The sequence below is a fragment of the Saccharopolyspora antiqui genome (genome assembly GCF_052246905.1).
Classification (GTDB): domain Bacteria; phylum Actinomycetota; class Actinomycetes; order Mycobacteriales; family Pseudonocardiaceae; genus Saccharopolyspora.
The window spans coordinates 12,004-37,218 of record NZ_JBQQBO010000017.1 but is presented as its reverse complement, the minus strand read 5'-3'; the positions used below and the strand labels follow the sequence as shown (position 1 = coordinate 37,218).

Here is a 25,215-nt window from a genome sequence, read left to right as displayed (position 1 = left end):
GACGATCCGTTCGAACAGGGCGCCGTTGAGGATGCGGCGTTCAGAAGATTCGCAGCGGGCGTAGAGGTCGTCGAAGTCTGTCACGTGGTGCGGTGAGGACGGCACGGCCGTCTCCCGAGGGTTATGACGCGAGCCGGAAGATTGGCCAGCCGATCTCGGTGTGCCAGAGTTCGGGGTTGTTGGTGTCGCGTGGCCCGGCGAGGTAGGTCTCGTGTACGGGGCCGGCGACTGCGAGGGTGTGGTTGACTACCCATTCGCCGAGGCGGCCGTAGGTGATGCCGATGTCGTCATGGGGTCCGCGGTGAGTGGTCACGGCGAGCTCGACCGCGGGGAGTTCGAGGACTTCAACGCCGCGGGATGGGTGCAGGTCGTGAAAGGGTCGGAAGACTGTCACCGTGCCGCTGCCCTCGGTGAACAGCTCGTTGTCGTAGCGGCCACCGGGCGGGCCGGTGCGCTGCTCGGTGGGGACGGCCGCGTCGAGCTTGGCCATGGCGATGTCGTACCAGCCGGTGACGCTGTCTAGATCGACCTCGGCGCTGATCGCGGCGACCTGGCGTGCCGGTAGCGAGCGGAGTTCGACCTCCAGCTCCTCGACCTCGGGCCGGAGCAGTCGCCGCAACGAGATGACGGCCGCGCGGGTGCGGTCGAGGCTGACTTCGAGTCGTTCGAGGTGGCTGGCGATCATCGCGGCCCGCTGCGTCGGGTCGCCGGTGGCGAGGACGGCCTTGACCTGCGCCAGGGGTAGGTCGAGTTCACGGAGCCGATGGATCACCTGGGCAGAGGGGATCTGGTCGGCTTCGTAGTAGCGATAGCCGGTGAAGGGGTCGACGCTGGCGGGGGCGAGCAGTCCGGCCTCGTGATAGCGGCGCAGGGTTCGCACGCTCAATTGTGTCAACGCCGCGAACTCCCCGATCGTCAGTCGCGCCCGCATACCGACACCCTCCACCCTCCCCCTGCGGGAGAGTCAATTGCTTGACCCTCTCCCTGCGAGAGACCTCACCATGGCAGACATGACCGAACAGGACTCCGCCACGCCCATCGACCCAGCCCATCTCCCACTGTTGATCACCACCTTCCTCGACGCGCAGTTTGCCCACGATGCCGACACCGCGGTCCCGTTGTGCCTGCCCGACGCTGTCGTCACCGACGAGGGCTACGACTTCCGTGGCCACGACAAGATCCGCGACTGGGTTACGAACGCGGCGAGCGAATTCACCTACACCACCGAGCTGACCGGCGCGTCCCGCCTCGATGACACGCGCTACGACGCGATCCACCACCTCGAAGGCGACTTCCCGGGCGGCGTCGCTGATCTGCATTTCCGGTTCGCGCTGCGCGACGGCCTTATCGAGACCCTGACGATCGAGCCCTGAGCTGTGGCAGTCCAGCTCCCCGAGGCGATATCGGCGTTCCTCACCGCCGCTAATGCGGCGGACTCAGCAGCTCTCCTGGATTGTTTTGCCGAGAACGCAATGGTGATTGATGTGCGGCGCGAGTTCCTCGGCCGCGCCGAGATCAAGCGCTGGAGCGATAACGAGATCTTCCCCGACAACGTTGTTCAAACCGTTGAGGACGTTCGCGAACACTTCGGCGACTTCATCGTGCTCCTTAAAGTCGACGGCGACTTTGACAAGACCAATCTGTCCGACCCGCTGCTTCTCACCGGCTACTTCACGCTACGAGGGGACAAGATCGTGCGGCTCATCATCATTGAGATGCTGCCATCACATATGTCGCTGGAAGAAGTCCTCGCGCTCTGAACCCCTCAGAATCATTTTCCGTCCCAACTGCTAGGAGAATTATGACCGACCTCTCGGGCAAGGTTGCCCTCGTCACCGGAGCCTCGAAGGGTATTGGCGTCGCGATCGCCAAGCATCTCGCTGCTTGCGGCGCCGCCGTCGCCGTGAACTACGCGACTAGTCGTGAAGGTGCCGAACGCGTCGTCGAAGAGATCATTGGATCTGGCGGTCAGGCGGTCGCGGTGCAGGCCGATGTCAGCAAGGGCGCTGAGGTCGATCTCATGTTCAAGCAGGTCACCGCCAGCCTGGGTCGCGTGGACATTGTGGTCAACAATGCCGGCCGGTTCCTCATGGGGTCGCTAGACAGCATCAGTGAGGATGCCTACCGGCACAACTTCGACACCAATGTGTTAGGTCTCCTACTGGTCGCGAAGGCCGGGGTCGAGCAGTTCGGCCCCGACGGCGGCGCCATCGTCAACATCGCATCGGCGATCACCAGGGCCCCTAAGCCTTCCGGGCTTGGCTACGGCGCCTCCAAAGCAGCCGCGGATTACATCACCAAGGCATTGGCCATTGAGCTGGGGCCGCGGAAGATCCGGGTGAACTCGGTTGTACCGGGAATGGTCGAGACGGAGGGTGCACACGCGGCCGGAGCCTTAGGAGAGGAAGCCGTCGCGGCCACGACGGCGCGGACCCCACTTGGGCGCCCAGGCCAGCCCAGCGACATCGCGCCGGTCGTCGCCTTCCTCTCCTCCGACAACGCGCAGTGGGTCACCGGAGAACTCGTCGGGGCGACGGGCGGGTTGTACTGACATCGGCCCGGTGGTCATGCCGATCATGGACGCCCTCGACATGTACGGGCGGATGGGACGGTTCTACTACCTCGACTAACTCGGCGATCATCCTCAGCCGGTCAGCCCCGACGATGCCTGGCAGAACATCGGGCAAGCCGATTCCCTAAGGGGTCGGGGCCGTTGGGGCTGGTGTTGTTCGGGGCATGTTCTGTGGAACTGCGCTGGGGTTTCGCCGCTTACCGGAATGATCCACAAGGCAGGCCCCGAAGGCGCGTTCCTGCACGGGTGACGGGCTTGGCCGACGGTTTTACCGGGCCGTTTCCGTCCAGGTGACCGGTAGTTCGTGGACGCCGTAGATGTTCATGTCGGTCTTGAGTTTCACTTCGCTGGCGGGGATGGCGAGCTTGAGGGTCGGGAAGCGACGCAGCAGTCCCTCGAAACCGGCGCGCATCTCGATGCGGGCCAGTTGCTGGCCGAGGCATTGGTGGAAGCCGTGGCCGAAGGACAGGTGACCGCGGGCCTTGCGGTGGATGTCCAGGGTGTCGGGGTTGTCGAAGCGCTGGGGGTCGTGGTTGGCGGCCAGCAATGAGACGACGACGGTCGATCCCTTGCCGATTGTTTCGCCACCGAGTTCGATGTCCTCCGCGGCGTAGCGGTAGAAGATGTCGGCAATGGACAGGTAGCGCAGGAGTTCTTCGACGGCATCGGGCAGCAGGTCCGGGTTGGCGCGCAGTTCGGCCAGCTGCTCGGGGTGTTCCAGGAGCGCGAAGGTGCCCAGCGCCAGCATGTTGGCGGTGGTCTCGTGGCCCGCGAGCAGCAGCAGGAAGGCGATGCCGGTCAGCTCCTCGATGGTGAGGTCGTCATGGCGGGCCAGGTCGGACAGTATGTCTTCGCCGGGGGCGGCGCGTTTGCGCGTGACCAGTTCGGCCAGGTACGTGGTGAGGCCGGTGTACGCGGCCATCTTCTCGTCGAGCGACACTTCCTTTTCCAAGAACTTGGCGGAGTTGACCTGGAAGGTCTCCCGGTCCGCGTAGGGGACACCGAGCAGTTCGCAGATCACCAGCGAGGGCACCGGCAGCGCGAACTCCTTGACCAGGTCGACCGGCGGGGTGAGGCCCGCCAGCTCGTCCAGTTGCCGCTCGGCGATGTCGATGATGTGCTCTTCGAGCTGCTTCATGCGTTTTACGGTGAAGGCGCCGGTGAGCTTGCGCCGCAGCCGGGTGTGGTCCGGCGGGTCCATGGCGATGAACAGGCCCGGCACCTGCGGGGACGGTTCGGTAACGGGGGGCATGCCGGGAGTCTCGAACGGCACGTGCATAACGCCGATGTCCCGGCGGGAGCTGAACCGGGTGTCGGCCATGAGCTGGCGAACCGCGTCGTAGCCGGTGACGATCCAGCCCTCGTGACCGTCGGGGAAGACCATGGGACTGACCGGGCGAGCCTCGCGCAGCCGGGTGATTTGGCGGGGCGGGTCGAAGGGGCTCGCATCGCGCTCCATGGGGAGGCCGTGCGGGATGGGAACCGTTTGACTCATCGGATTTCCTTTCGCGGCGGTTGTTGTGGCCACGATCGCCGACGGACCTGACATACGACTGACACGGCTCTGACACCGACCAAGCCGGAGACAAGGTCGGCTAGGGGGTGTCCTGTGGATGGTTGGGTGGTGCCGGGCACCGAAGCGCGTTGCTCGCCGGGGATCCGCGCCTGAGCAGGATCCGCCCGGCCGGTGTCGGAGCAGCTTCCGCTGGATAGTGACCAAATCCGTGGCGAGCGTTGGCCGCTGATCGATGGAGAGTCGTCTCGGCCGAGCTGCCCGACAGTGTTGGGCCTGAACGAGGCCAAATCCGTCGACGGTTGATATCGCGGTAGCGGGGTGACCGGCGGGCTCCGGCCGATCAGGCAGTCGTCAGCAGGCTGCTGACCTGGCGCAACGAGGTAGAACGCTGTGTCAGCGGCCGTGTCAGCGGCGTGTCAGGTGGGTGTCTGACCGGGTGCCAATAGTTGGCTGCATGAGAAGTTCAGCGATTGCGGTCTCAGGACTGCGAAAGGCTTACGGGAACAAGATCGTGCTCGACGGCATCGATCTGGATGTTCGCGCGGGCACGGTTTTTTCCTTGCTGGGTCCCAATGGGGCGGGCAAGACGACGACGGTCAACGTGCTGACCACGTTGATGAAGGCCGACGGCGGGACGGTGCGCGTCGCCGGGCACGATGTGGCGACCGACGCCAAAGCGGTGCGCGCGGCGATCGGGGTCACCGGTCAGTTCGCGGCGGTGGACGAGCTGCTGACGGGGCAGGAGAACCTGCAGCTGATGGTGGACCTCAACCGGGTCCCCTCCAAGGACGGCAAGCGGATCGTCACCGATCTGCTGGAACGCTTCGATCTGGTGGAGTCGGCGCAGCAGCCCACGTCGACCTATTCCGGCGGTATGCGCCGGAAACTGGACCTGGCGATGACGCTCGTCGGCAACCCGCGGATCATCTTCCTGGACGAGCCGACGACGGGACTGGACCCGCGCAGCCGTCGCACGATGTGGTCGATCATCCGTGAGCTGGTGGCCGACGGTGTGACCGTCTTCCTCACCACCCAGTACCTAGAGGAAGCCGACCAGCTCGCCGACCGGATCGCGGTGCTCGACCAGGGCCGCCTGGTCGCCCAGGGCACTCCCGACGACCTCAAGCGCCAGATCCCCGGGACGCACGTCCGGCTCCGGTTCACCACCGTCTCCCAACTCGACGCGGCCGCGCATCTCTTCCCCGACTCCACGCGGGACGACGAGGCACTGGCCCTGCGGGTTCCCAGCGATGGCGGGACGAAATCGCTGCGGGCTCTGCTGGACAGGCTCGACGAGTACTCACTCAGCGCCGAAGAGTTCTCCGTGCACACACCCGACCTCGACGACGTTTTCCTCGCCCTGACGGGCCACACCGCGGAGGCCGCGAAATGAGCGCCAAGTCCCATTCGATGGTGATGTTGCGCCGCAACTTCAAACACATCGCCCGGAATCCGATCTCGGTGTTCAACGCGGTCCTGATGCCGATCATCATCATGTTGATGTTCGTTTACATGATGGGAGACGCTTTCAACGTCGGTGTCGACTACATCGACTACGCGACGCCGGGACTGATCCTGTTGGCCGTCTGTTACGGGCTGGGGGCCACCGCGACGTCGGTGAACTCCGACGTGACGAAGGGCATCATCAACCGGTTCAAGGTCATGGACGTCTCCCGTGGTGCGGTGTTGACCGGTCACGTCGTCGCCAGTGTGCTGACCAACCTGATCGCCATCGCGGCCCTCATCGGGGTGGCCTTCCTGCTGGGATTCAGCCCGGCGGCGAGCCTCCTCGATTGGCTCGGCGTGGTCGGCATCGTCGTGCTGCTCGGTTTCGCGGCGGGCTGGCTCACGGTCGCCTTGGGATTGGCGGCGAAGTCTCCGGAAACGGCGGGTCTGGCCTCCGTGCCGCTGGTCATGCTGCCGTTCTTCAGCAGCGCGATCGTACCGGCGGAGAAGATGGGGCCGGGCCTCCGGCAGTTCGCGGAGTATCAGCCCTTCACGCCGATCATCGAAACCGTGCGCGGGTTGCTGGGCGGCGCACCGTCCTCCAGCGACGCGATCGTCGCCATCGCCTGGTGCGTCGGCATCGCTCTCGTCGGGTACCTGTGGGCGCGTTCCACATTCCAGAAGCGAGCGTGACCTTCGGGGCGATGGCCTTCCGATGACCGTGATCGGACCGACCCCGAAGCCGCGAGCGACGAGCCGATGCGGCGCCCACCGACAGATCAACTACGAGACAAGGGGAGAAGTTGTCATGCCTGCATTCGCCACGCCAGGGCCCATCGCCGCCACCGTGGAAGTCGCCGGTGCCCAGGTGCGGGTCACCGCGAGCGACCGGACCGACACCGTGGTGCTGGTCGAACCCATCAACGAGGCGAGCCGGTCCCACGTCAAGGTGGCCGACAAGACCAAGGTCGAATTCGCCGGAGGTCAGCTATCGGTCAAAACGACCGTCTCCGGGGACAAGAACGGGTCGGTCGCCATCACGATCGACCTGCCCGCCGGCTCCAGCCTGGCCGCGTACCTGGCGCACTCGAACGTTCAGGTTGGCGGCCCAGTCGGCCAGTGCGAGCTGCACATGGCATCGGGTCAGGTCCAGCTGGACCGCATCGACGCACTGCAGGCGAGCATCGCCTCCGGTGCGGTCGCGATCGGCCACATCGCCGGGCACGCCAACATCGACGGCGGGGCGTTCGCGATGCGGATCGGCGAGGTCAACGGCACGGTCGGGCTCTCGAACTCGGGCGGGCAGGCGTGGATCGGCCACGCCTCGGCCGACCTCGATCTCAGCAGCGGCAGCTGCGACTTCGACATCGACCGCGCCGACGGCAGTGTCACCGCCACGACAGGCAGCGGTGCCGTTCGGATCGGTCGGATGACACATGGTCAGGCGAAGCTGATGAACGGCTCGGGAAACATCGAGGTCGGCATCAGCGAGGGCACCGCTGCCTCCATCGACGTCAACAGCGAGCGAGGGGCGGTGCACAACTTCGTTTCGTCGCGGGGAAATTCTGACCCGTCGAACCACGAGGTCATGGTTCACGCCCGCACGCGGCACGGCGACATCATCATTCAACGCGCAGCGAGCTGACCCTCAAGAAGCGAGCGTGACCTCGACCAGCTCAGACCAGCTCGTCTGCGTACCCTCCTGCGTCACCTCGGCGAACCGTGCTTCGCCGAGGTGACGCCGCGCGTCCCGCTCAATCCTGGCCGCATCCGGGTGGGAGCGATCCGGCAGTCCGCGTACGCCGACGCTGGCCGCGAGCAACCGCGCCGCCTGTTCGTACTGGTCGAGGCGAACGGCCAGGTCGGCGACCCCGACGAGCATCTGGGCGATCAGGGGTGCGACGCCCGCCTCGGACGCCGCCTGCCAGGCAGCCACGCGGTGGGTACGCGCCTCACGGAGATCGTCGGCCAGGTAGCCGAGCAGGTCGTGTATTCCCGCGCGGATGGTCGCCCGCTCTGCGTCGTTGCCCAGGAAGGCGGTCGCCATGCCGAGTTGATGGCGGGCCTCCGCGGCGTTACCGCCGCGACGAGCGAGCTCCGCCTTGGCGAGCGCCAGGTCGACCAGCGCGTTCGGCCAGGTGACACCGTCGGCGCTCCGCTCGGCCTCGGCGATGGCGGCCGCGCTGGAGTCACGATCGCCGTCAAGCCAGTACAGCAGGGCCTGTTGGGTCCGCAGCTCGATGACGTCCTCGACGGCGCCGACCTCGGTGACGACCGCGATCGCCTGTTCGTAGTACTCGCAGGCACCGGCGAATTCGCCCCGCATGGCAAGTTGGCGCGCCAGCTCGGACAGGGCCAACGAAATCCCGAACCGTTCGCCGAGCGTCCGGAACTCCGCGAGCGCCATCTCCAGATGGGCCTCCGCATCCCGGCCGCCCTGGCCGAGCATGGTCCGCATCTTGCCGACCTGCCACCGGGCCAGGGCGCGTACCCAGGGGTCCTCGTTGTCCAGCAACGACTCGAACGCGAACAGGGCGGCGCCCGGCGCCTGCAGCATGCGTTCCAGCGGGGCAACCAACTCCAGCAGCGGGTTGCGGTGCTGACTTTGCTGACTGAACCGATACGCCTTGTGGATCCACTCCGCGCCCTGGCGTTCATCGCCCCGCCCGGAGGTCACGAAGAGCACCACCAGCGCGTACGTCATGGCCCGGACGTCATCGGTCACCTCGCCGGGGATGTTGGTGGCCGCGATCATCAGCTCGATGCCTTCGGCCCGACGCCCGCCGAGCCACCAGTACCAACCGGCGGCCGCCGCGAGCCGCATCGCCGCCTGCGCGTCACCGGCCGCGATCGCCCCCCGCATCGCGGCACCGATGTTGTCGTGCTCGGCCTCCAGCGCGGCGAGCCATTCCAATTGCTCGGCGCGGCGCAGGTGTGGCTCCGCGGTCTCGGTGAGCTCGGTGAAGTAGGCGAGATGCGCATGGCGCGCCAGATCCGATTCCCCCGCCTCCACGAGCCGGTGCCCGGCGTACTCCTGGATCGTGCCGATCATCCGGTAGCGCGGTGCGCTGCCACCCTCGGCGCGCAGCAGCGACTTCTCGGCCAGCAAGGTGAGCAATTCGAGCACCTGCTCCTGCTCGATCCCGTCGCCGACGCAGACCCGCTCGGCCGCTTCCAGGCTCGCCCCGCCCGAGAACACCGAGAGCCTGCGCAGGACAAGCCGTTCGGCGTCGGTGAGCAACTCCCAGCTCCAGTCGACCACCGCGCGCAGCGTCTTGTGCCGCGGCATTGCGGTTCGGCTGCCGCTGGTCAGCAGGCGGAACCGGTCGTCGAGCCGGTTGGCGAGCTGATCGATGGACATGGTGCGCAACCTGGCCGCGGCCAGTTCGATCGCCAGCGGCATCCCGTCCAGCGCCCGGCAGATCCGCACCATCGTCGACGAGGTGCGTTCGTCGACTCCGAGATCCTTGCGCACCGCGCCCGCCCGGTCCCGCAGCAACTGGACGGCCGGGGAGGACTCGATCTCGCCGGGGCGGGCGTCGCTCTCCGGCACGGCCAGCGGCTCGACCAGCCACAGCGCCTCACCGGTGATGCCGAGCGGTTCCCTGCTCGTCGCCAGGATCCGCAGCCGTCGGCACTCACCGAGCACTCGATCGGCGAACTTCGCCGCCGATTCGATCACGTGCTCGCAGTTGTCCAGAATCAGCAGCGCTTGCCGCTCGCGGATCGCGGCGATGAGCCGGTCCGTCAGTTCCGCGTTCGGTGCCTCGCCGAGCAGAGCATCCCGGAGGCCGAGCCCGGCGAGCGTCGATTGCGACACGTCACCGTCCGCGCCGATGGTGGCCAGCTCCACCAGCCAGGCCCCGTCCGGCAGGTCGCCGAGCAGCGTGCGCGCGGTTTCCGTGGCCAACCTGGTCTTTCCCGAGCCGCCCGGCCCGATCAGGGTGGTGAGCCGATGTTCGGCGATGAGTTCGCGGACCGCGGCGACATCAGCGTCCTTGCCGACGAAGCTGGTCAGCTCGGCACGCAGGTTGGTCTTCCGGTTTTCCTCCCGCTGTCCCAACTCACCCCGCAGCAGCGCGACGTGCAATGCGGACAGCTCCGGTGCGGGGTCGACGCCGAGCGCGTCGGCCAGGGCTTCTCTCGTGCGCTGGTACACCAGCAGCGCCTCGGTGTCGCGACCGGTCGCGGCGAGGGCACGCATCAGCGCGGCGACAAGCCGTTCTCGCACCGGGTGCGCGGCCACCAAGTCGGTCAGTTCCGTGACCAGCTCCGCACCGTGGCCGAGGCTGATCTCCGCATCGAACCGGTCCTCCATGGCAGCCAGGCGTAGCCCTTCGAGCCGGGTGACCGCCGCTTCGAACGCTGCACTGTCCGGCAAACCGACGTCCTGCATGGCCGGGCCGCGCCACAATTCGAGGGCCTCGCGCAGCAGCCGTACCCGCCGTGGATCCTCGTCATCGCGGGCCTGGCCGACGAGGCGTTCGAACCGCACCGCGTCGACGGCGTCGGGTTCCACCGCCAACCGGTATCCGTCCGTCTGCCCCTGGACCAACCCTTCCGGCAGTGCCTTCCGCAGCCGGGAAACCAAGCGTTGCAAGGCATTCGCCGCGCCGGGGGGCGGGCGCTCACCCCAAATCCAGTCGACGAGCGTCGTCTTCGGGACTACGTGACCTGGTTCGAGCGCGAGGGCGATCAACAGCCCGCGCAACCGGGCGCCCGGCACGTCGGCCAAGACGCCGTCGTCCGTGCGAACCTCGAATGGTCCAAGCATCCCGATCTGCACCTGGCTGATTTTGCCATGGGCGATTGGCCCGACCAGGACACCGACAGCGGCCGGTATGTGGAGCGTTGTCCGGATGCGACCAGTGGTTCGTCGAGGTACAACAAGTGCGTAGAGACCCGCACGGGGGAAGGCGGCCTTCCGAGCTCGCCTGCGCAGCTGCCCGTCCTGTCACCAGGAGGTGCTGCTGTGAAAATCGTGTGCATCGGAGCCGGACCCGCGGGCCTGTACTTCGCCATCTCGGCGAAGCTGCGCGACGCCGGTCACGACATCAGCGTCATCGAGCGGGATCCGCCCGGCGCCACCTACGGCTGGGGCGTCGGGTACGGGGACGAACTGCTCGACACACTGTTCCGCAACGACCGGGAGAGCGCGCGTCGGATCCGTTCCGCCTCCGTGCTGTGGGAGGAGCAGGTCATCGCACTGCACGGTGCGGATCGGGCATACCTGGGTGGTTACGGCTACAGCCTGAACAGGGCGTCACTGCTGGAGATCCTCGCCAAACGGGCGCGGAGCCTAGGCGTCAACATCGAGTACCGGCGGGCGGTGGAGGACATCTCCGAGTTCCCCGACGCCGATCTCGTGGTGGTCGCCGACGGCGCCAACAGCAGAATCCGGCAGAACTACGCCAAGGAGTTCGGTACCGAGGTTTCGCAGGGCTCCAACCCCTATATCTGGCTGGGCACCGACCGCGTGTTCGACAAGTTCACCTACGACTTCGAGGAGACCCGGGCCGGGTGGATCTGGTTCCACGCCTACCCGTCCAGCAACGAGATCAGCACCTTCGTCGTCGATTGCCAGGAGGACACCTGGCGTGGACTGGGGTTGGACCAACTCGGCGACGAGGAGACCGTGCACCTGCTGGAGCGGATCTTCGCACGTTCCCTAGACGGCGGTTCACTGATCAGCCGGTCCCGGGGCAGGCCCGCGTCGTGGCAGCGGTTCACGCAGGTCTACAACCAGACCTGGCTGCACGACAACGTGGTCCTGATCGGCGACGCCGCGCACACCACCCACTTCACCATCGGCTCCGGCACCATGCTGGCCATGCTCGACGCCATCGTGCTCGCCCAGAAGCTGTTCGAGCGCGGGGATGACTCGGCCGTGGCGCTCAAGGAGTTCGACGTGGAAGGCCACGCCGCGATAGGCCACATGCAGGCCGCGGCGCGCACCAGCATGGCGTGGTTCGAGAACGTCGACCGCTACCTGGATCGCAACGTGCACGAGTTCTGCTACACCATGAGCACCCGCCACAGCGTGCAGCACCCGTGGCAATTCCAGTACCACCTGATGAACCAGAACCTGGTGGTGCGTAAGGCGTTGCGCCTGCTGGCGACCGGGAGCCGGTGGTACCGGGCCCGTCGCCGCGGTGAACCCCGGCGTTAGGGTCGCAGGTGCAGTGGAATGTGGCGGCGAAGACAACGTCACCGCCATGGTGATCAACGTCCGGTAGCGGCCTGGATTGATCTTTGGGCTCGCCGCGGTTTGCCAGGGCACGGACATATTTCGGCGCGGGCGCTAGCACGGGCTCAAGGGTGTGGCCCGAGGCGCAGGCGCCGCGGGCCCGTCCGTCATTTCGGGTCGAGCACGAACACCGGGATCTGCCGGTCGGTCTTCTCCTGGTACTCGGCGTAGGACGGGTAGGCCGCGACGGCCCGCTCCCACCACTCGGCCCGCTCAGCGCCCTCGACCTCGCGTGCGACGTAGTCCTTCGTCACGGTCCCGTCCTGCAGCGGGAACTCGGGGTGCGCCTTGATGTTGTAGTACCAGGTGGGGTGCTCAGGGGCGCCGCCCTTGGACGCTACGACCGCGTAGCTGCCGTTGTGCTCCACCCGCATCACGGGGGTGTAGCGCAGCTTGCCGGTCTTCGCGCCGCGCAGCGTCAGCAGCACGATCGGCGACCCGAGGATCTTGATGCCCTCGGTGGTCCCGGTCTCAACGATCTTCTTCGTTTGGTCCTGCACCCAAGTCGTGGGGCTGAGCTCTACGGTCTCGTCTGACATGTCCACGATCAACACTCCTCGCGTCGCTCTCATTCCCATCAGGCGGGTGGCCCCCGCGACGGGATCGACTCGCCCGCGCCCGCGAGGTCTCGCTGACTGACATGGTCGACCTACATCGACGTTCCCTTCAAGCCGCTGGTTTTGTTGGAGTGGCGAGACGTCGTTTGTTCGAGAATGGGGACATCAACCTCTGGTGCAAGGGATTCCATGTCTTCCCCTCTGGGGCGGAGGAGAGCTAGCGGTCTGGATCTTCCGGGTCGAACAGGTCCTCGATGCGGCATCCGAAGGCCTTCGCGATCCGGAACGCCAACGGCAGGCTGGGGTCGAACCTGCCCTTCTCGATGGAGATCACGGTCTGCCTGCTGACGCCGACCCGGTCCGCCAACTCCCCTTGCGACCAGCCTCGCTGAGCGCGGAAAACCGGCAGGCCGTTGCGCATCGCTCAGGTCAACTGCCGACGGTGCAGCAACAGGGCCAGGCCGAAAACAGCCAGCCCGATCAGCGGCCACCAGTGGAGTTGCAGCGGTTGCCGAGCCAACAGTTCGCTCACCGCCACATTCATCGACATCACCGCGAGCATCCATATGAAGGCAGTGCTGGCGGCGCGTTGGTGTACAGCGCTTTCCATGCTGTCCTTCCGCGGTCCGAGCACGCGGCGGCCAGCCGTGTCGACGGCCCCAGCGCGTCGAGCGCGCACGAACAGGACGACCAACGGCACCAGGACGACCAACGGCGGCACCAGTAAGACGGCTGCCTGCTGGGCGGCGCCGAGCCCGACCGGGGGCGGGTCGGGCGGCGCCGAAGGCTGTAGCAAGGCGAGGACGACCATGAAGACCACGCCCAACGAGCCGAGCACTATCGCGGCCGTCCCCGGACGTTTCGATTCATCCATGCACCTTAGCGTCAAGCATGCTTTACATATTGTCAAGTGTGCTTTACATCTGGACTCGGCTGCGGCGTTGATGATTGCCGGGCCTGGTCATGCGGGTTGGTTTTCGCGTGTGACAGGGCGCCTTCTGGGGGAGCGCGAGGGCGTGCGAAGCGAAGGCAAGAAACGTTGTCCCCGTTGTTGACATCGTCGAACGATCCGGTCTAACTTTGTCAACGGTGGGGACAATGTTAGTGGGGTCAGTGATGGAGCTGTTCAGCCTCGACGTGGTGCGTGGTCGGCTGGTGGTGTCATGAGCGGCGGTCCGGTGCAATACGTTGGCGCGTCTGGCCTTGCCGGGCGTCTCGGCGTGTCCCGCTCGGCGGTCACCAAGTGGCGGGAGCGCTATGGACCGAACTCGTCCCATCCGTTTCCCGCTCCTGACATCGAAGTCGACGGGACGCCGGGTTGGCGGCCGATACGGGTGTCCGAAGTGGAGCGTTGGCGTGCGGGACTGCCCGGCCGGGGAGCTGGCGGAGGGCGACCACCGGCCTCCGAACGGGCTTACCTGCGCGAGGCCGAGTCTCGTGGTGTGAGTCGTGACGAGGCGCATCGGTTGGCTGACGCCTTCGTCGAGGAGCACCCGGAGATGAGTCGGCCGGAGATCTACGCCCTGTTGGTGTCCATGTGGCGCGACGACTAGCTGACATCGTTGCTGCGCACGGGGTTTCCGGCCGGGTAGTCCTGCCGCCACATGCGGGAGAGTACGCGCTCAGCTCCATCGCGACGTAGCCGCGTCCGTCATCCAGTTGCCAACAGAGGTCCAATAGTTCTATAACTATGTACACTGTTCTAGAACTCTATGGAGCGAGGTGGCAATGTCCGTTGTCGTTGGGCGGGGCGAGTCCGGGTTGATGCGCGCGCCGGGTCCGGCGGGGCGGTTCGGGGACTACGGCGGCGCGTGGGTGCCGGAGTCGCTGGTGCCCGCGTGCCACGAGGTGGCGGCGGCGTTCGGTGCGGCGTGGGCGGATCCGGCGTTCCGCAGTGCCTTGAACGCGTCGTTGTCCGTCCACATGGGACGACCGACGCCGCTGACGCCCGCGCTGCGCCTGTCGGCCGAGCTCGGGGTGACGGTCCTGGTCAAACGCGAGGACCTGGTGCACACCGGCTCGCACAAGATCAACAATGTGCTCGGGCAAGGGTTGCTGGCCCGGCGAATGGGCAAGAAGCGGTTGATCGCCGAGACCGGGGCTGGCATGCACGGCGTCGCCGCCGCCACCGTCGGCGCGTTGCTGGACCTGCCGGTCACGGTGTTCATGGGCGAGCTCGACACGCAGCGGCAGGCGCACAACGTCTTCCGGATGCGGCTGCTCGGCGCCGAGGTGGTGCCGGTGCGGTCCGGCAGTCGCACGCTCAAGGACGCCACCAGCGAAGCCATGCGCCACTGGGTCGGTGCGGCCGACGAGGCGTACTACTGCCTGGGCTCGGTGACCGGGCCGCACCCCTATCCGTGGATGGTCCGGGAGTTCCAGCGCGTCATCGGCGACGAGGCGCGCCGCCAGTGCGCCGCCGAACTGCCGACCGCGGTCCCCGACTACGTGGTCGCATGCGTTGGCGGCGGCTCCAACGCGGCGGGTACCTTCGCCGGGTTCGTCGACACCGCCGCGCAGTTCGTCGGTGTCGAGGCCGAAGGCGGTTCGGGCGCGACCCACGGTGAAATCGGGGTGCTGCACGGTTTCCGGTCGCTGTTCCGCCAGGACGAGCACGGCCAGATCCAGGAAGCGCACTCGATCGCCGCGGGCCTGGACTATCCCGGAGTCGGACCTGAGCACGCTTACCTGCGCGAGCTCGGTCGCGCCCGCTACGTCACGGTGAACGACGACGAGGCAGTCGCCGCGGCGGTCCGGTTGTCGCGCACCGAGGGCATCATGCCCGCCCTCGAATCGGCGCACGCGGTGGCCTGGGTCATCCGCGCGGCCGGTACGGCCGAGCTCCCCGCCGGTTCAACAGTCCTGGTCACGCTTTCCGGCCGCGGCGACAAGGACATCGCCACGTTCATGGCCCGTGCGGAGGTGACAGCGTGACCGTCCTGGAAGACCACCTGCGCACCCGCCGCGAGCGCGGCAAACTGCTGATGCCGTACCTCACCGGTGGCATCAGCCAGGATTGGACGGACTACCTGCGAGCCTTCGCCGACGCCGGTGCCGACGCGATCGAGGTCGGGTTGCCCTTCTCCGACCCCACCCTCGACGGCGCCACGATCCAGGAAGCGTCGGACGCGGCGCTCGCTCGTGGCACGACGCCGTCGGGCATCCTCGCTGAACTGGCCAAAACCGAGCCCGGCGTGCAGCTCGTGGCCAGCACCTACGCGAATCCGGTGCTGCGGATGGGCGCGCAGCGGTTCTGCACCGCGCTGCGCGAGGCCGGGGTCACCGGGCTGATCGTCCCCGACCTACCGCTGGAGGAGGCGGCCGAGATCGAACACGCGGCGGCCTCGGCCGGTGTCGCCCTCGCCCTGCTCGCCACCCCGGCCACGCCGGACGACCGGGTCGGCGAGATCGCGTCCCGCAGCCGCGGGTTCGTCTACGCCGTCTCGTTGATGGGCACCACCGGCGAGCGGGATCAGCTCCCGGCGTCGGCGGCGAACCTGGCGACACGCCTCAAGCACGCCACCGATCGGCCCGTACTCTTGGGCTTCGGCGTCTCCACTCCCCGGCAGGCGGCGGCCGTCACCCGCGACGCCGACGGGGTGATCGTCGGAGCGGCGATCATGCGGCAGGTGCTTGACGGAGCCGGGCCCGCGCGACTGGGCGCGTTCGTCGCAACGTTGCGCGCGGCCCTGTAGTCGGAACGGGAGAGCATGACGGGACACCAGGCGAGGTACCGCACGATCGCCGGGGACCTCGCCGCGAAGATCCGCGCCGGGCAGTACGCGGCCGGGGCGGCGCTGCCGTCGCAGCGCGAACTCAGCGCCGCCTACGGAGTCACCCTCATGACACTGCGGCAGGCGTTGCGGCAGCTCAGCGACGAAGGGCTGATCGTGCAGCAGCCCGGCCGCGGCACCTTCGTGTCCGCGGAGCCTGCGGCGTACCGGCTGGGCTCGCTGCGCAGCTTCACCGACGACCTCAAGGACCAGGGGCACGAGGTGCGGACCTCGGTCGTGCAGCGAGCCCAACGGCGGTTGCCCGCGGGCGTTGCCGCGCAGCTGCTGGCCCGCGCGACCGACACCGGGCTGCGCCTGGAACGGGTCCGTGAGTTCGCCGGTCGCCGGGCGATCCACCAGGTTTCCTGGATCCGCCAGCCGCACGCGCAGCGGCTGCGCGAGGTGGACTTCACCCGGGTCTCGCTCTACGCCGCTCTCGCCGAACTGGGCGTCGTCGTGGCCCGGGCGTCGGAGACCATCCGCCCGGACGTGCTCGGCGCCGACATCGCCCGGCGCCTGGACGAGCCCGCTGGGGCGCCGGTCCTGGTCAGCGAGCGGATCACCTACGCGCCCGACGGAGCCGCGATCGTGGCCGATCGCGCGACGATCCTCGGCAGCATGATGCAGATCAACACCCAACGCGCCGCGAACACGCTGTCCTTGAACTGGGGAGCGGCAGGCTGACGGCCCTTGGTGCGGTGAAACCGTTCACGGCAGTTGCCGGGTGTTGTGGGGGTTGGCGGTGGCGCGCAGGTGGGCTGCGTCGCGGCCGGGTGGGGCGCCGAAGAGGCGGCGGTATTCGCGGGTGAACTGCGACGGGTTGTCGTAGCCGACGAGCTGTCCGACACCGGCCACGTCGCCCGCGCGCGCGACGAGCAGCGAGCGGGCTTCCTGGAGCCGGATGCGCTTCTGGAATTGCAGCGGGCTCATGCTGGTCGCGGTGCGGAAGTGCCGGTGGAATGCCGAGGTGCTCATCGCGGCCAGTCGGGCGAGGTCTTCGATGCGCACGGATTCGGCGTAGTTGTCGCGGATCCATCGGATCGCCCGGTTGACGTGGGTCAGGTTGCTGTCGGCCAGGCCGATCTGGCGGATCATGCCGCCGTGCGGGCCGGTGAGCAGCCGCCAGAGGATTTCGCGCTCGATCAGCGGGGCCAGGACGGGCGCGTCGGCGGGGTGGTCGAGCAGCCGCAGCATCCGGGCCACGGCGTCGAGCAGTTCAGGACCAGCTTCGCCGGTCGCGAGCGCGGGCAGGCTGGTCGTGGTGGTGCTGGACCACCGGCCAGCCGGTGCGTCGAGCAGCAGTTGGGCGATGGCGGCCGGGCGCAGCACCAGCCCCACCGCCAGGGACGGGGTTTGCGGGGAGGCGCCGAGGAAGTGGCCGGTGACCGGCAGGTCGGCGGTGACCACGAGGCACTGCCCGGCCCGGTACTCGTGCAACTGATCGCCGAGCAGGAGGCGTTTGCCGCCCTGGGCCATGACGACCAGCAGCGGCTCGGTCAGCGAATGGTCCGGCTCCGACGTTCCCACCTTCGACAGCAGCAGCCCACCGATCGACGTCGCCAGGTCCGGGCGCGCATGGGCCGCGATGAGCCTGCGGATCTCTTCGAGGAGCGGGGCGGTGTGCACAGCCGTCACGGAAGCACCCGCGGTGGTCTTCGACAAGTCCGATCGGGGCGAGATCGGCAGGATCGTGCAAGACCGGGCGCGGATCCGACTACCCCGCGCCACCCGAGTCGCGCTTGCATGGTGGGGACCATTCGACATTCAGAAGGTAGGCCCATGCCGCTCGATCACTACGTCACCCTCGGCCGGTCGGGGCTGCGGGTCAGCCCGTTCGCGCTCGGTGCGATGACCTTCGGCGAAGATCCCGGTGGCGCCGGGTGCAGCCCGGCGGAGTCGGAGCGGATCCTAGCCGCCTACCTGGACCTGGGCGGGAACTTCATCGACACCGCCAACTTCTACACCAACGGCCACTCGGAGAAGATCCTCGGCGACTTCTTCGCCGCACACCCCGGACGGCGTGGCCACGTGGTGCTGGCGTCGAAGTTCTTCGGCAACCTCTTCCCCGGCGACCCGAACGGTGGCGGGGCGGGTCGCGGTTCGATCGTCGCCCAGCTCGACGAGACCCTGCGCCGCCTGCGGACCGACTACCTCGACCTGTACTGGCTGCACAACTGGGACCGCCACACCCCGATCGAGGAAACCCTGCGCACCCTCGACGACCTGGTTCGCGCCGGAAAGATCCGCTACCTGGGGTTCTCCAACACGCCCGCGTGGCTCACCGCGCAGGCCCAGACGACGGCGTTGCTGAAGGGCTGGACCCCGCTGATCGCGCTGCAGGTCGAGTATTCCCTGCTGGCCCGCACCGTCGAGGGCGAACTCGCGCCGCTCGCGCTCGACCAGGGCATGGCGCTGGTTCCGTGGAGCCCGCTGAAAAACGGCTTCCTGTCCGGCAAGTACCGGCGCGGCACGCAGGTCGCGGACTCGGCCCGCGCGGCCTACGTCGGCGGCCCAAGCGAGGACGAGTACGCCGTCATCGACGCCGTCGCCGCGATCGCCGACGAGCTCGGCACCACGTCGGCGGCCGTGGCGCTGGCCTGGCTGCGCTCCCGGCAAGGCACCGTCGTGCCCATCCTCGGCGCTCGACGCGTCGAACACCTCGAAAGCAACCTCGCGGCTTTGCAGGTGACCCTCAGCCCGGAACACCTGGAGGTTCTTGATGGGGTGTCCGAGCCGACGCTCAACTACCCCGCACCGATGCACGGCTCCCAGCGGGCGATGCTGCAGTTCGCCGGGGCCACGGTCGACGGTGAAACGTCCACTGTGTACCCACCGCTCGTGCAGAGCGACATCCGCTACTGAGCGGCGGCGCCCTCATGGGCCGGAGTGCTTTCCGCCTGTCGCGGTGTTTGTCGCGCCCGCGGTCGGTGGGTTCGCGGCGGCATCCCTGAGTGACTAAGGGAATGCGTGGAGTTGCGACATGATTGCTGGTGTTCTTCAGCTCTTCGGCATCAGGGTGAAGTTGGCTTTGCCGGTGGGGGCTCCGTTGAGTTGGAGTTCTACCGCGTGGGCGCCGGGGTAGTAGCGGCGCGTGGTGATCTCGCGGAAGGAATGCTCGCGCGAGATCTCCCGTTCCTCGCCAGGGGCGAGGGTTGTGGTGATCAGTTTGAAGGTTTTGCCGCGTTGGGTGCCGTTCGCCTTCATGTGGTGGACGATGTAGTCGATCACGAGCGTTGTCGGCACGGTCGCGGTGTTGGTGATCGTCGCGGTGAAACTTAGGGTTCCGCCGAACGGGATCCGCGTTGCTGCCAGGGTCGGCCCGACGACGTCGATGTTCGTGGGGCGGGCGAAGCCGAGCAGTTCGAGCGCTGCGGGATGCCCTTTCTTGATCAGCGTGCGCAGCCCGTTCTTGACCTGGCGCGCCGTGTTCTCGTCGGGATCGGCGAGCCAGGCCGCCGCGGTTTCGACGACGATGTCCGGCTGCTGCCTGCTCAGGTCGTTGAGGTGATTGGCGACGGATCGGCGCACGTACTCGCTCTCGTCGCGGTACAGGGCGTTGATGACGGGAAGGGTCGCTCGGGGGTTGGCCAGGATCGCGGGAACTCGTTTCGCCCAGGGCAGGAACGGTCGGGTGCCCTCGGATGCCAGTCGGCGGACGTCCTCGTCGGGCGAATCGGTCCAGGTCAGGATGGTGGCGAGCGCCCGGTCGAAGTCGTGGTCGAGCAGCGCGCGGATGGCGAACTCGGAGGTGAGGCGAGAGGTGAGTTCGGCGAGCGCGTTCATGGCGTCGTCGAAGGCCTCGCTGCCGCCGTCGTCGATCGCCTTCGCGGCGAGCGCGCTGGTGACCGGCCAGATCAGCCACCCGCTGAATGGCAGTCGGCCGTGCTGCGCCGCGCGAATGGTGCGGGCGAACGAGTCGTAGTCGCCGGGCAGGTCGTGCAGCAGGGCATCTCTGAGCAGGTCGCTGCGCTCCCGCAGCGATCGGGGCGCCAGTTCGCCGACAGCGGTGCACAGCGCGGTCAGTGGTGCGCCGGTCGCAACGGCCGCGACCGCTTTGATCAACGCCTTGGCGGTGTGGTCACCGATCAGTTCGTCGGCGAAGGGCATTGGTTCTCCAGTGTGTCAACGAGATCGATCGTGTCGCGGTGGCGAGCGCCATAACGCTTGGTCAGGGGTGCCGCACCCGCTGGCGGACTAGTCTGGCCGTCATGCCCGACAAATCCACGAACGAGCTCGGGGAGTTCCTCCGGGCGCATCGCGCGCGCGTTGAGCCCGCGGATGTGGGGCTGTCCGGGGGCGGTGACCGCAGGGTCGCGGGGCTTCGCCGCGAGGAGGTCGCGGTGCTCGCCGGGGTGAGCATCGACTACTACGCCCGGCTGGAGCAGGGACGCGAGCGCAACCCGTCCGCGCAAGTCCTGGACGCGATCGGGCGGGCGCTCAGGCTCGGCGCCGACGCCCGCGGCCACATCTTCCGGCTCGCCGGGCTGAACCCGAACCTGGGGCCGGGCAGCTCGCGAGATCTGGTTCACCCGGCGCTGCTGCAACTGCTGGACTCCTTTCCCACCGCCGCCGCGTACGTGCTCAGCCCGGCGTTCGACGTGCTCGCCACCAACACCATCGCCGCCGCGCTGCTCTCGCCCTTCTCCGGCATGACCAACATGGTTCGGGTGCTGTTCCAGCATCCGCAGGCGCAGACCGTGTTCGTCGAATGGCCCATCCTGGTCGAGAACGTCGTCCACGCCCTGCGCCTGAACGCGGGCTACTACCCGGACGACCCGGAGATCCGGGCGCTCGTCGAGGAGTTCCGGCAGACCTCGCCGCAGTTCCGGGCGTTGTGGCAGGACCAGACCGTGGCCGGACTCACCCGCGCGTTCAAGGTTTTCGTCCACCCGGAGGTGGGCCGGGTCGAGTTGACCTACCAGACCTTCGACGTCCGCGACGCTCCCGGCCAACAACTGCTCGTCGGCACGCCGGAGCCGGGCAGCCGCAGCGCCGATGCCATCGCCTACCTGGGTTCCGTGCACGCCAACACCTGAGCCGCCACCCGGTCTTCCGACTGCTGGCCGGACTTTGTTGATCTGCCGGTCTGCTTCGATCGTGGCCGACCTCGGCCCGGTGGCGGAAGGTCGTGCCTTCCTGGGTGTGCCGCACCCAGGAAGGCACGACCTTCTCCCGACGCGGCGGCGGCCCGACGCTTGGTCCCGCGGCGCTCCTGCCGCACGCCCAGCGTCTTCGAGGGAGTCCTGATGAGCACCGACAGCAAGATCGTTCTGATCACCGGAGCCAGCAGCGGCATCGGTGCGGCGACCGCCCGACGCCTGGCTGCCGACGGACACCACGTCGTTGTCGGCGCCCGGCGCGAGGACCGGCTCGCGGCACTCGCTGCCGAGATCCGCACCGCCGGTGGCCGGGTCGATCACCGGAAACTCGACGTGACGGACCTCGACAGCGTGCGCGGCTTCGTCGCAGCCGCCCACGACCGGCACGGCCGCATCGACGTCCTCGTCAACAACGCGGGCGTGATGCCGCTGTCGCGGGTCGACTCGCTGCGCATCGACGAGTGGAACCAGATGATCGACGTGAACCTGCGCGGCACCCTGCACGGGATCGCTGCCGTCCTGCCGCTGATGCGGGCCCGTGGTGTCGGCCACATCGTGAACGTGGCCTCGACGGCGGCGCACCGGGTCGACCCCACCGCGGCCGTCTACTGCGCCACCAAGTACGCGGTTCGGGCGCTGTCGGAAGGGCTGCGCCAGGAGAGCCAGGACGTCCGAGTCACCGTCGTGAGTCCGGGCTTCACCCGCACCGAACTCACCGATCGCGGCGGTGATCCGGAAGTGCGGGCCGCCGCGCACGCGGCCATGGAACAGTTCGCCATCCCGGCGAGTGCCGTCGCGGACGCCATCGGATACGCGGTCGCCCAGCCCGGTGACGTCGACGTCAACGAAGTCGTCATACGTTCGACCTCGCAGGGCTGATCGAGGGGCGGATCAGGTGCCGGGGTCGGGGCTCAGGTGGACGACGACGTCGGAGTTGGGGACTTCTCGGCCGTCTTCGTCCGCTATGAAGCCGACGTGGACCGGTCTCCCGGTCGCGCGTTCCCGGCGCACGGCGGATGGTCCCGACGGGCGCGGGCAGTGGCGGTCGCCCCACTGCTGGAGCGCCCCGAGGATCACCTGCAGTTCTTCCCCGGCCTGGGTCAGGTGGTAGGAGTCCCGGTGTCGACTTCCCGGCACCTGGTAGGTGCGCTTGCGCACCACCCCGGCGTCGACCAGCGTTTTCAGGCGGGCGCTGAGCAGGTTCGCCGCGATTCCCAGCGATGCCTGGATTTCCGCGAACCGGTGCTTCTCGCGGTGGATCTCGCGCAGGATCAGCAACGACCAACGCTCACCCAGCACCTGCAGGCTCCGTTCGATCGAGCAAGCCGGGGCGTCGGAAGCCGCACTCGCCCTGGTCATCGCGTCCTCCTCCTGCTGGTCCACGCCACGAACCTAGCCTATCTGGATTTAATTTCAGTATCCAACTGGGGGTTGGTTGGTCGTCAGTCGAGAGCGGTCTGGTGGTTGTACCGTGCAAATCTGAGTTGCAAAACTAAAGTTAGATATCTACGGTGGGTGCCGTGCTGGTCGGCATCGGCTCGCGCTCGTCCGTTCAGATGGAGAAGCAATCATGGAGATTCGAGGCAGGGTCGCCCTCGTGACCGGCGCCAACCGCGGGATCGGCCGGGCGTTCGCCCGTGCGTTCGTCGACAGCGGCGCCAAGGTGTACGCCGCGGCGCGGCAGCCGGAGCTGATCACCGACCCCGATGTGGTCCCGATTCGGCTGGACGTCACCGACCCGGACAGCATCGCCGAGGCCGCGGAGCTGGCCGCGGACGCCTCGATCCTGGTCAACAACGCCGGAGTCGCGTTGGGCGGACCGGCGCTGACGGCCTCGCTGGACAACGCCCGGCGTGAGATGGAGGTCAACTACTTCGGCACCTGGGCGATGACGCAGGCCTTCGCGCCCGTGCTGGCGGCCAACGGCGGCGGCGCCGTGGTCAACATGCTCTCCGCCGGGTCCTGGGTGGCGTTGGAGCGCGTTTCGGGCTACACGGCGAGCAAGTCGGCCCAGTGGTCGCTGTCCAACGCCCTGCGCGTGGCGCTGCGCCCGCAGGGCACCCTGGTGCTCGGGGTGCACTGCTGGTTCGTCGACACCGACTTGGCGGCGGCGGTCGAGGAACCCAAGATCAAGGCCGAGGACGTCGCGCGCGCCACGATCGAAGGCCTGCTCGCCGACGAGGAAGAAGTGCTCGTCGACGAGGCGACCAAGCGGATCAAGGCCTCGCTACCCAACGACCTCAAGCTGCTCTACGCGGCCAAGTAGTCCCGCCACGAACCGAGTGCTCGGCGAAAAGGCAGACGCCCCGCCCCGAAACACCGGGCGGGGCGCCTTCACGCACTCGTCAACCGTCGAGCTCGCCAGCTTTGACAGCCGCCAGGAAGGCGGACCAGGTTGGGCGGTCGAAAGCCAAGATCGGGCTCATCTCGCCGAGCTTGGAGTCACGAACCCCTCGCGCCGCAGGCGCTTCGCCAACTTCGACGCAGTTGTCGTTGCCGCTGCTACGGCTCGACTTGCGCCAGATCACTGGTCCCAGGTCAGGGGCACGCATGGTACTGCTCCCTCACTCAAGCTCACTGGCTCGTTGTTCGAGCATCCGCGCCGACTCTCTGTCATCAAGAGCGGCAATCCTCAGCCTATCGAATGCCTGGGCGTACACGTTGGTATGACTGGGGCGATCCAGGTAGTCCGCGTCGGTCAACCCTTCGAGGTAGGTGTAGGTCGCAACCGGGTCGGCGAGGTGTAGGACGGTGAACGGTGTTCCAAGAGCAGCGTGCTCGCCCTTGTTGTACGGCAGGATCTGAACCGTGACGTGGCGGAGCTCCGTCAGCTGCCGGATGTGCCACAGCTGCTCGCGAAGTGCGTCTCGCCCGCCGACTTCGCAATACAGCACGCCTTCGCCGAGGACGACCGAGATCTCTCGATTGCTGTTACGAACGATTGTTTCGCCCCGTCGCACGCGCTCGGCCGCTCGGTCGTAGATCTCTGGCAATGGCGTGACCAGTGAGGTGGAGAGAATCGCGCGGGCGTACGCCTCGGTCTGCATGATGCCTGGCACGAGGTCGACTTTGTAGGCCTTCACCTCCGCTGCCGCAGCTTCGAGGGCGGTGTAGGTCTTCGCCCAGTCGGGCACGCGGCTTGGTCGATCTCTCTTGCGAGCGTCCGACGCCAGCTGGCGCAGCTTGTTGGCCTCGTCTTCGTCCGTGATCCCGAAGTGGTCGATCAAAACGTCCATTTCGGCTGCGGCGACAGTGAGCTCGCCCTTCTCGACACGGGTGAGCTTGCCTGGATACCAGTCAAGCCGGTCGGCGATCGTCTTTGGCTTGACGTCGTGTCGCTCACGGAGTTCGCGCAGCAGTAGGCCCAGCTGGACGCGTCTGACCGCTGGGTTGTTCTCCGGGGTAAGCATCGCTCCCTCTCGTTACGTCGTCGGGTCGCATCCTGCCGTGCTCGCTCGTCCCCATCTTCCAAGATCCCTCTTCCGGGGCATTACGAACATTCAATTGCAACTTGTAGTTTTAATCTTGTCGCATGGTGCTCTTGTGTCTGGTGGGACGACAGAGCCGAGAGCTCCCGGCGGCCCGGGTTCATGGCGGAGTCCTAGCGACGAGGGGATACGTGATGGTGGGGGCACTGCAGATTGATGCGTGGCCGGAGCCATGGTTGCGTCCGCACCTGGATGCCTTGCGGGCGAGTGTGCAGGCGGGTTTTCGGTTCCTGCACTTGCCGAGGTTCGACGATGTCCTTGCCGTGCAGGGGCTGAGGGTCAGCCATGGGGCGATGGACATGTTCCGTGCGAGGTCGGCTGATGACGCGCTGGCGGCCCGGTTTCGGATCGAGGATCTGGAGCGCGGCTCGCCTCCAGCGGTCTGGCATCGATACGGCTCGGTCGCTGATGTGGTGATGGAGCTGTTGGGGCTTCCGCCGCATGGGGCTGCGAACGCGCCGAGCTTGGCTCGGGCGCGGCTGGATCTGTGGGTTCCGGGCGATGCCCTGTCGTGACC

General features: G+C 67.5%; 26 protein-coding genes. 15 read left to right on the top strand and 11 right to left on the bottom strand.

Annotation, left to right across the window (positions count from 1 at the left end):
- Nucleotides 1-121 precede the first annotated feature (121 nt).
- Entirely contained in the window at nucleotides 122-931 is an 810-nt protein-coding gene (locus ACTWQN_RS24815) for a MerR family transcriptional regulator (RefSeq protein ID WP_443205964.1), read from the bottom strand.
- 79 nt (nucleotides 932-1,010) lie between these two features.
- Here ACTWQN_RS24815 and ACTWQN_RS24810 point away from each other — a divergent pair, with 79 nt between their 5' ends.
- From ACTWQN_RS24810 to ACTWQN_RS24800, 3 genes are read left to right on the top strand one after another with little or no spacing between them, the layout of a single operon-like run.
- On the top strand, nucleotides 1,011-1,373 hold the full coding sequence (locus ACTWQN_RS24810) for a nuclear transport factor 2 family protein (RefSeq protein WP_443205963.1): 363 nt from the start codon (nucleotides 1,011-1,013) through the stop codon (nucleotides 1,371-1,373).
- Nucleotides 1,374-1,376: 3 nt separating this feature from the next.
- Nucleotides 1,377-1,760 carry a nuclear transport factor 2 family protein gene (locus ACTWQN_RS24805; RefSeq protein ID WP_443205962.1) on the top strand — a complete coding sequence of 128 codons (384 nt, stop codon included), beginning with the start codon at nucleotides 1,377-1,379 and terminating at the stop codon, nucleotides 1,758-1,760.
- A gap of 41 nt (nucleotides 1,761-1,801) precedes the next feature.
- The gene (locus ACTWQN_RS24800) at nucleotides 1,802-2,551 is read left to right on the top strand and encodes an SDR family NAD(P)-dependent oxidoreductase (protein WP_443205961.1); all 750 of its coding nucleotides are present in this window, start codon (nucleotides 1,802-1,804) and stop codon (nucleotides 2,549-2,551) included.
- A gap of 289 nt (nucleotides 2,552-2,840) precedes the next feature.
- On the opposite strand, the gene ACTWQN_RS24795 is transcribed toward ACTWQN_RS24800, so the two are convergent.
- Entirely contained in the window at nucleotides 2,841-4,067 is a 1,227-nt protein-coding gene (locus ACTWQN_RS24795; protein ID WP_443205960.1) for a cytochrome P450, read from the bottom strand.
- 475 nt (nucleotides 4,068-4,542) lie between these two features.
- On the opposite strand from ACTWQN_RS24795, the gene ACTWQN_RS24790 reads away from it, so the two are divergent.
- The 3 genes from ACTWQN_RS24790 (at nucleotide 4,543) to ACTWQN_RS24780 (ending at nucleotide 7,179) form a co-directional block, all read left to right on the top strand.
- Entirely contained in the window at nucleotides 4,543-5,481 is a 939-nt protein-coding gene (locus tag ACTWQN_RS24790) for an ATP-binding cassette domain-containing protein (RefSeq protein WP_443205959.1), read from the top strand.
- Entirely contained in the window at nucleotides 5,478-6,227 is a 750-nt protein-coding gene (locus ACTWQN_RS24785; RefSeq protein ID WP_443205958.1) for an ABC transporter permease, read from the top strand. Before ACTWQN_RS24790 ends, ACTWQN_RS24785 begins: the two co-directional genes overlap by 4 nt.
- Nucleotides 6,228-6,342: 115 nt before the next feature.
- Entirely contained in the window at nucleotides 6,343-7,179 is an 837-nt protein-coding gene (locus ACTWQN_RS24780; protein WP_443205957.1) for a DUF4097 family beta strand repeat-containing protein, read from the top strand.
- 3 nt (nucleotides 7,180-7,182) lie between these two features.
- Here the strand turns inward: ACTWQN_RS24780 and ACTWQN_RS24775 are convergent, their stop codons facing one another.
- Entirely contained in the window at nucleotides 7,183-10,320 is a 3,138-nt protein-coding gene (locus ACTWQN_RS24775) for an AfsR/SARP family transcriptional regulator (RefSeq protein WP_443205956.1), read from the bottom strand.
- A gap of 186 nt (nucleotides 10,321-10,506) precedes the next feature.
- Here ACTWQN_RS24775 and ACTWQN_RS24770 point away from each other — a divergent pair, with 186 nt between their 5' ends.
- Nucleotides 10,507-11,703, top strand: coding sequence for an FAD-dependent monooxygenase (locus tag ACTWQN_RS24770; RefSeq protein ID WP_443205955.1), 1,197 nt, complete (start codon nucleotides 10,507-10,509; stop codon nucleotides 11,701-11,703).
- 185 nt (nucleotides 11,704-11,888) lie between these two features.
- On the opposite strand, the gene ACTWQN_RS24765 is transcribed toward ACTWQN_RS24770, so the two are convergent.
- The 3 genes from ACTWQN_RS24765 to ACTWQN_RS24755 form a co-directional block, all read right to left on the bottom strand.
- Entirely contained in the window at nucleotides 11,889-12,320 is a 432-nt protein-coding gene (locus tag ACTWQN_RS24765; protein ID WP_443206090.1) for a nitroreductase family deazaflavin-dependent oxidoreductase, read from the bottom strand.
- A 235-nt stretch (nucleotides 12,321-12,555) separates the two neighbouring features.
- Nucleotides 12,556-12,759: a helix-turn-helix transcriptional regulator gene (locus ACTWQN_RS24760; protein WP_443205954.1), complete on the bottom strand. Its 204-nt coding sequence runs from the start codon at nucleotides 12,757-12,759 to the stop codon at nucleotides 12,556-12,558.
- Nucleotides 12,760-12,762: 3 nt separating this feature from the next.
- A complete protein-coding gene (locus ACTWQN_RS24755; RefSeq protein ID WP_443205953.1) occupies nucleotides 12,763-13,212 on the bottom strand; it encodes a hypothetical protein in 450 nt (149 codons plus the stop codon).
- A gap of 854 nt (nucleotides 13,213-14,066) precedes the next feature.
- Between ACTWQN_RS24755 and trpB the strand changes: the two genes are divergently transcribed.
- From trpB to ACTWQN_RS24740, 3 genes are read left to right on the top strand one after another with little or no spacing between them, the layout of a single operon-like run.
- Complete coding sequence (gene trpB / locus ACTWQN_RS24750) at nucleotides 14,067-15,272, top strand: tryptophan synthase subunit beta (RefSeq protein WP_443205952.1); 1,206 nt, start codon at nucleotides 14,067-14,069, stop codon at nucleotides 15,270-15,272.
- Complete coding sequence (gene trpA / locus ACTWQN_RS24745; RefSeq protein ID WP_443205951.1) at nucleotides 15,269-16,033, top strand: tryptophan synthase subunit alpha; 765 nt, start codon at nucleotides 15,269-15,271, stop codon at nucleotides 16,031-16,033. Before trpB ends, trpA begins: the two co-directional genes overlap by 4 nt.
- Before the next feature lie 15 nt (nucleotides 16,034-16,048).
- Nucleotides 16,049-16,795, top strand: a complete 747-nt coding sequence (locus ACTWQN_RS24740) for a GntR family transcriptional regulator (RefSeq protein ID WP_443205950.1) — start codon at nucleotides 16,049-16,051, stop codon at nucleotides 16,793-16,795.
- A 24-nt stretch (nucleotides 16,796-16,819) separates the two neighbouring features.
- On the opposite strand, the gene ACTWQN_RS24735 is transcribed toward ACTWQN_RS24740, so the two are convergent.
- A complete protein-coding gene (locus ACTWQN_RS24735; protein ID WP_443205949.1) occupies nucleotides 16,820-17,746 on the bottom strand; it encodes an AraC family transcriptional regulator in 927 nt (308 codons plus the stop codon).
- Between the two features lie 144 nt (nucleotides 17,747-17,890).
- On the opposite strand from ACTWQN_RS24735, the gene ACTWQN_RS24730 reads away from it, so the two are divergent.
- Nucleotides 17,891-18,973 (top strand): aldo/keto reductase, encoded by a 1,083-nt coding sequence (locus tag ACTWQN_RS24730; RefSeq protein WP_443205948.1) that lies wholly within the window; start codon nucleotides 17,891-17,893, stop codon nucleotides 18,971-18,973.
- Between the two features lie 135 nt (nucleotides 18,974-19,108).
- Here the strand turns inward: ACTWQN_RS24730 and ACTWQN_RS24725 are convergent, their stop codons facing one another.
- The gene (locus ACTWQN_RS24725) at nucleotides 19,109-20,218 is read right to left on the bottom strand and encodes a DNA alkylation repair protein (protein ID WP_443205947.1); all 1,110 of its coding nucleotides are present in this window, start codon (nucleotides 20,216-20,218) and stop codon (nucleotides 19,109-19,111) included.
- Nucleotides 20,219-20,319: 101 nt separating this feature from the next.
- Here ACTWQN_RS24725 and ACTWQN_RS24720 point away from each other — a divergent pair, with 101 nt between their 5' ends.
- Together ACTWQN_RS24720 and ACTWQN_RS24715 are read left to right on the top strand one after the other, a co-directional pair.
- Nucleotides 20,320-21,147 carry a helix-turn-helix transcriptional regulator gene (locus ACTWQN_RS24720; RefSeq protein ID WP_443205946.1) on the top strand — a complete coding sequence of 276 codons (828 nt, stop codon included), beginning with the start codon at nucleotides 20,320-20,322 and terminating at the stop codon, nucleotides 21,145-21,147.
- A 210-nt stretch (nucleotides 21,148-21,357) separates the two neighbouring features.
- Nucleotides 21,358-22,089, top strand: a complete 732-nt coding sequence (locus ACTWQN_RS24715; protein WP_443205945.1) for an SDR family oxidoreductase — start codon at nucleotides 21,358-21,360, stop codon at nucleotides 22,087-22,089.
- Nucleotides 22,090-22,101: 12 nt separating this feature from the next.
- Here the strand turns inward: ACTWQN_RS24715 and ACTWQN_RS24710 are convergent, their stop codons facing one another.
- A complete protein-coding gene (locus ACTWQN_RS24710; protein ID WP_443205944.1) occupies nucleotides 22,102-22,593 on the bottom strand; it encodes a winged helix-turn-helix transcriptional regulator in 492 nt (163 codons plus the stop codon).
- Between the two features lie 187 nt (nucleotides 22,594-22,780).
- Between ACTWQN_RS24710 and ACTWQN_RS24705 the strand changes: the two genes are divergently transcribed.
- A complete protein-coding gene (locus tag ACTWQN_RS24705) occupies nucleotides 22,781-23,476 on the top strand; it encodes an SDR family oxidoreductase (RefSeq protein WP_443205943.1) in 696 nt (231 codons plus the stop codon).
- Nucleotides 23,477-23,555: 79 nt separating this feature from the next.
- Here ACTWQN_RS24705 and ACTWQN_RS24700 read toward each other — a convergent pair whose 3' ends face one another.
- Together ACTWQN_RS24700 and ACTWQN_RS24695 are read right to left on the bottom strand one after the other, a co-directional pair.
- Entirely contained in the window at nucleotides 23,556-23,738 is a 183-nt protein-coding gene (locus tag ACTWQN_RS24700) for a DUF397 domain-containing protein (RefSeq protein WP_443205942.1), read from the bottom strand.
- 36 nt (nucleotides 23,739-23,774) lie between these two features.
- On the bottom strand, nucleotides 23,775-24,620 hold the full coding sequence (locus ACTWQN_RS24695; RefSeq protein ID WP_443205941.1) for a DUF5753 domain-containing protein: 846 nt from the start codon (nucleotides 24,618-24,620) through the stop codon (nucleotides 23,775-23,777).
- A 212-nt stretch (nucleotides 24,621-24,832) separates the two neighbouring features.
- On the opposite strand from ACTWQN_RS24695, the gene ACTWQN_RS24690 reads away from it, so the two are divergent.
- Nucleotides 24,833-25,213 (top strand): hypothetical protein, encoded by a 381-nt coding sequence (locus tag ACTWQN_RS24690; protein ID WP_443205940.1) that lies wholly within the window; start codon nucleotides 24,833-24,835, stop codon nucleotides 25,211-25,213.
- Nucleotides 25,214-25,215: the final 2 nt, after the last annotated feature.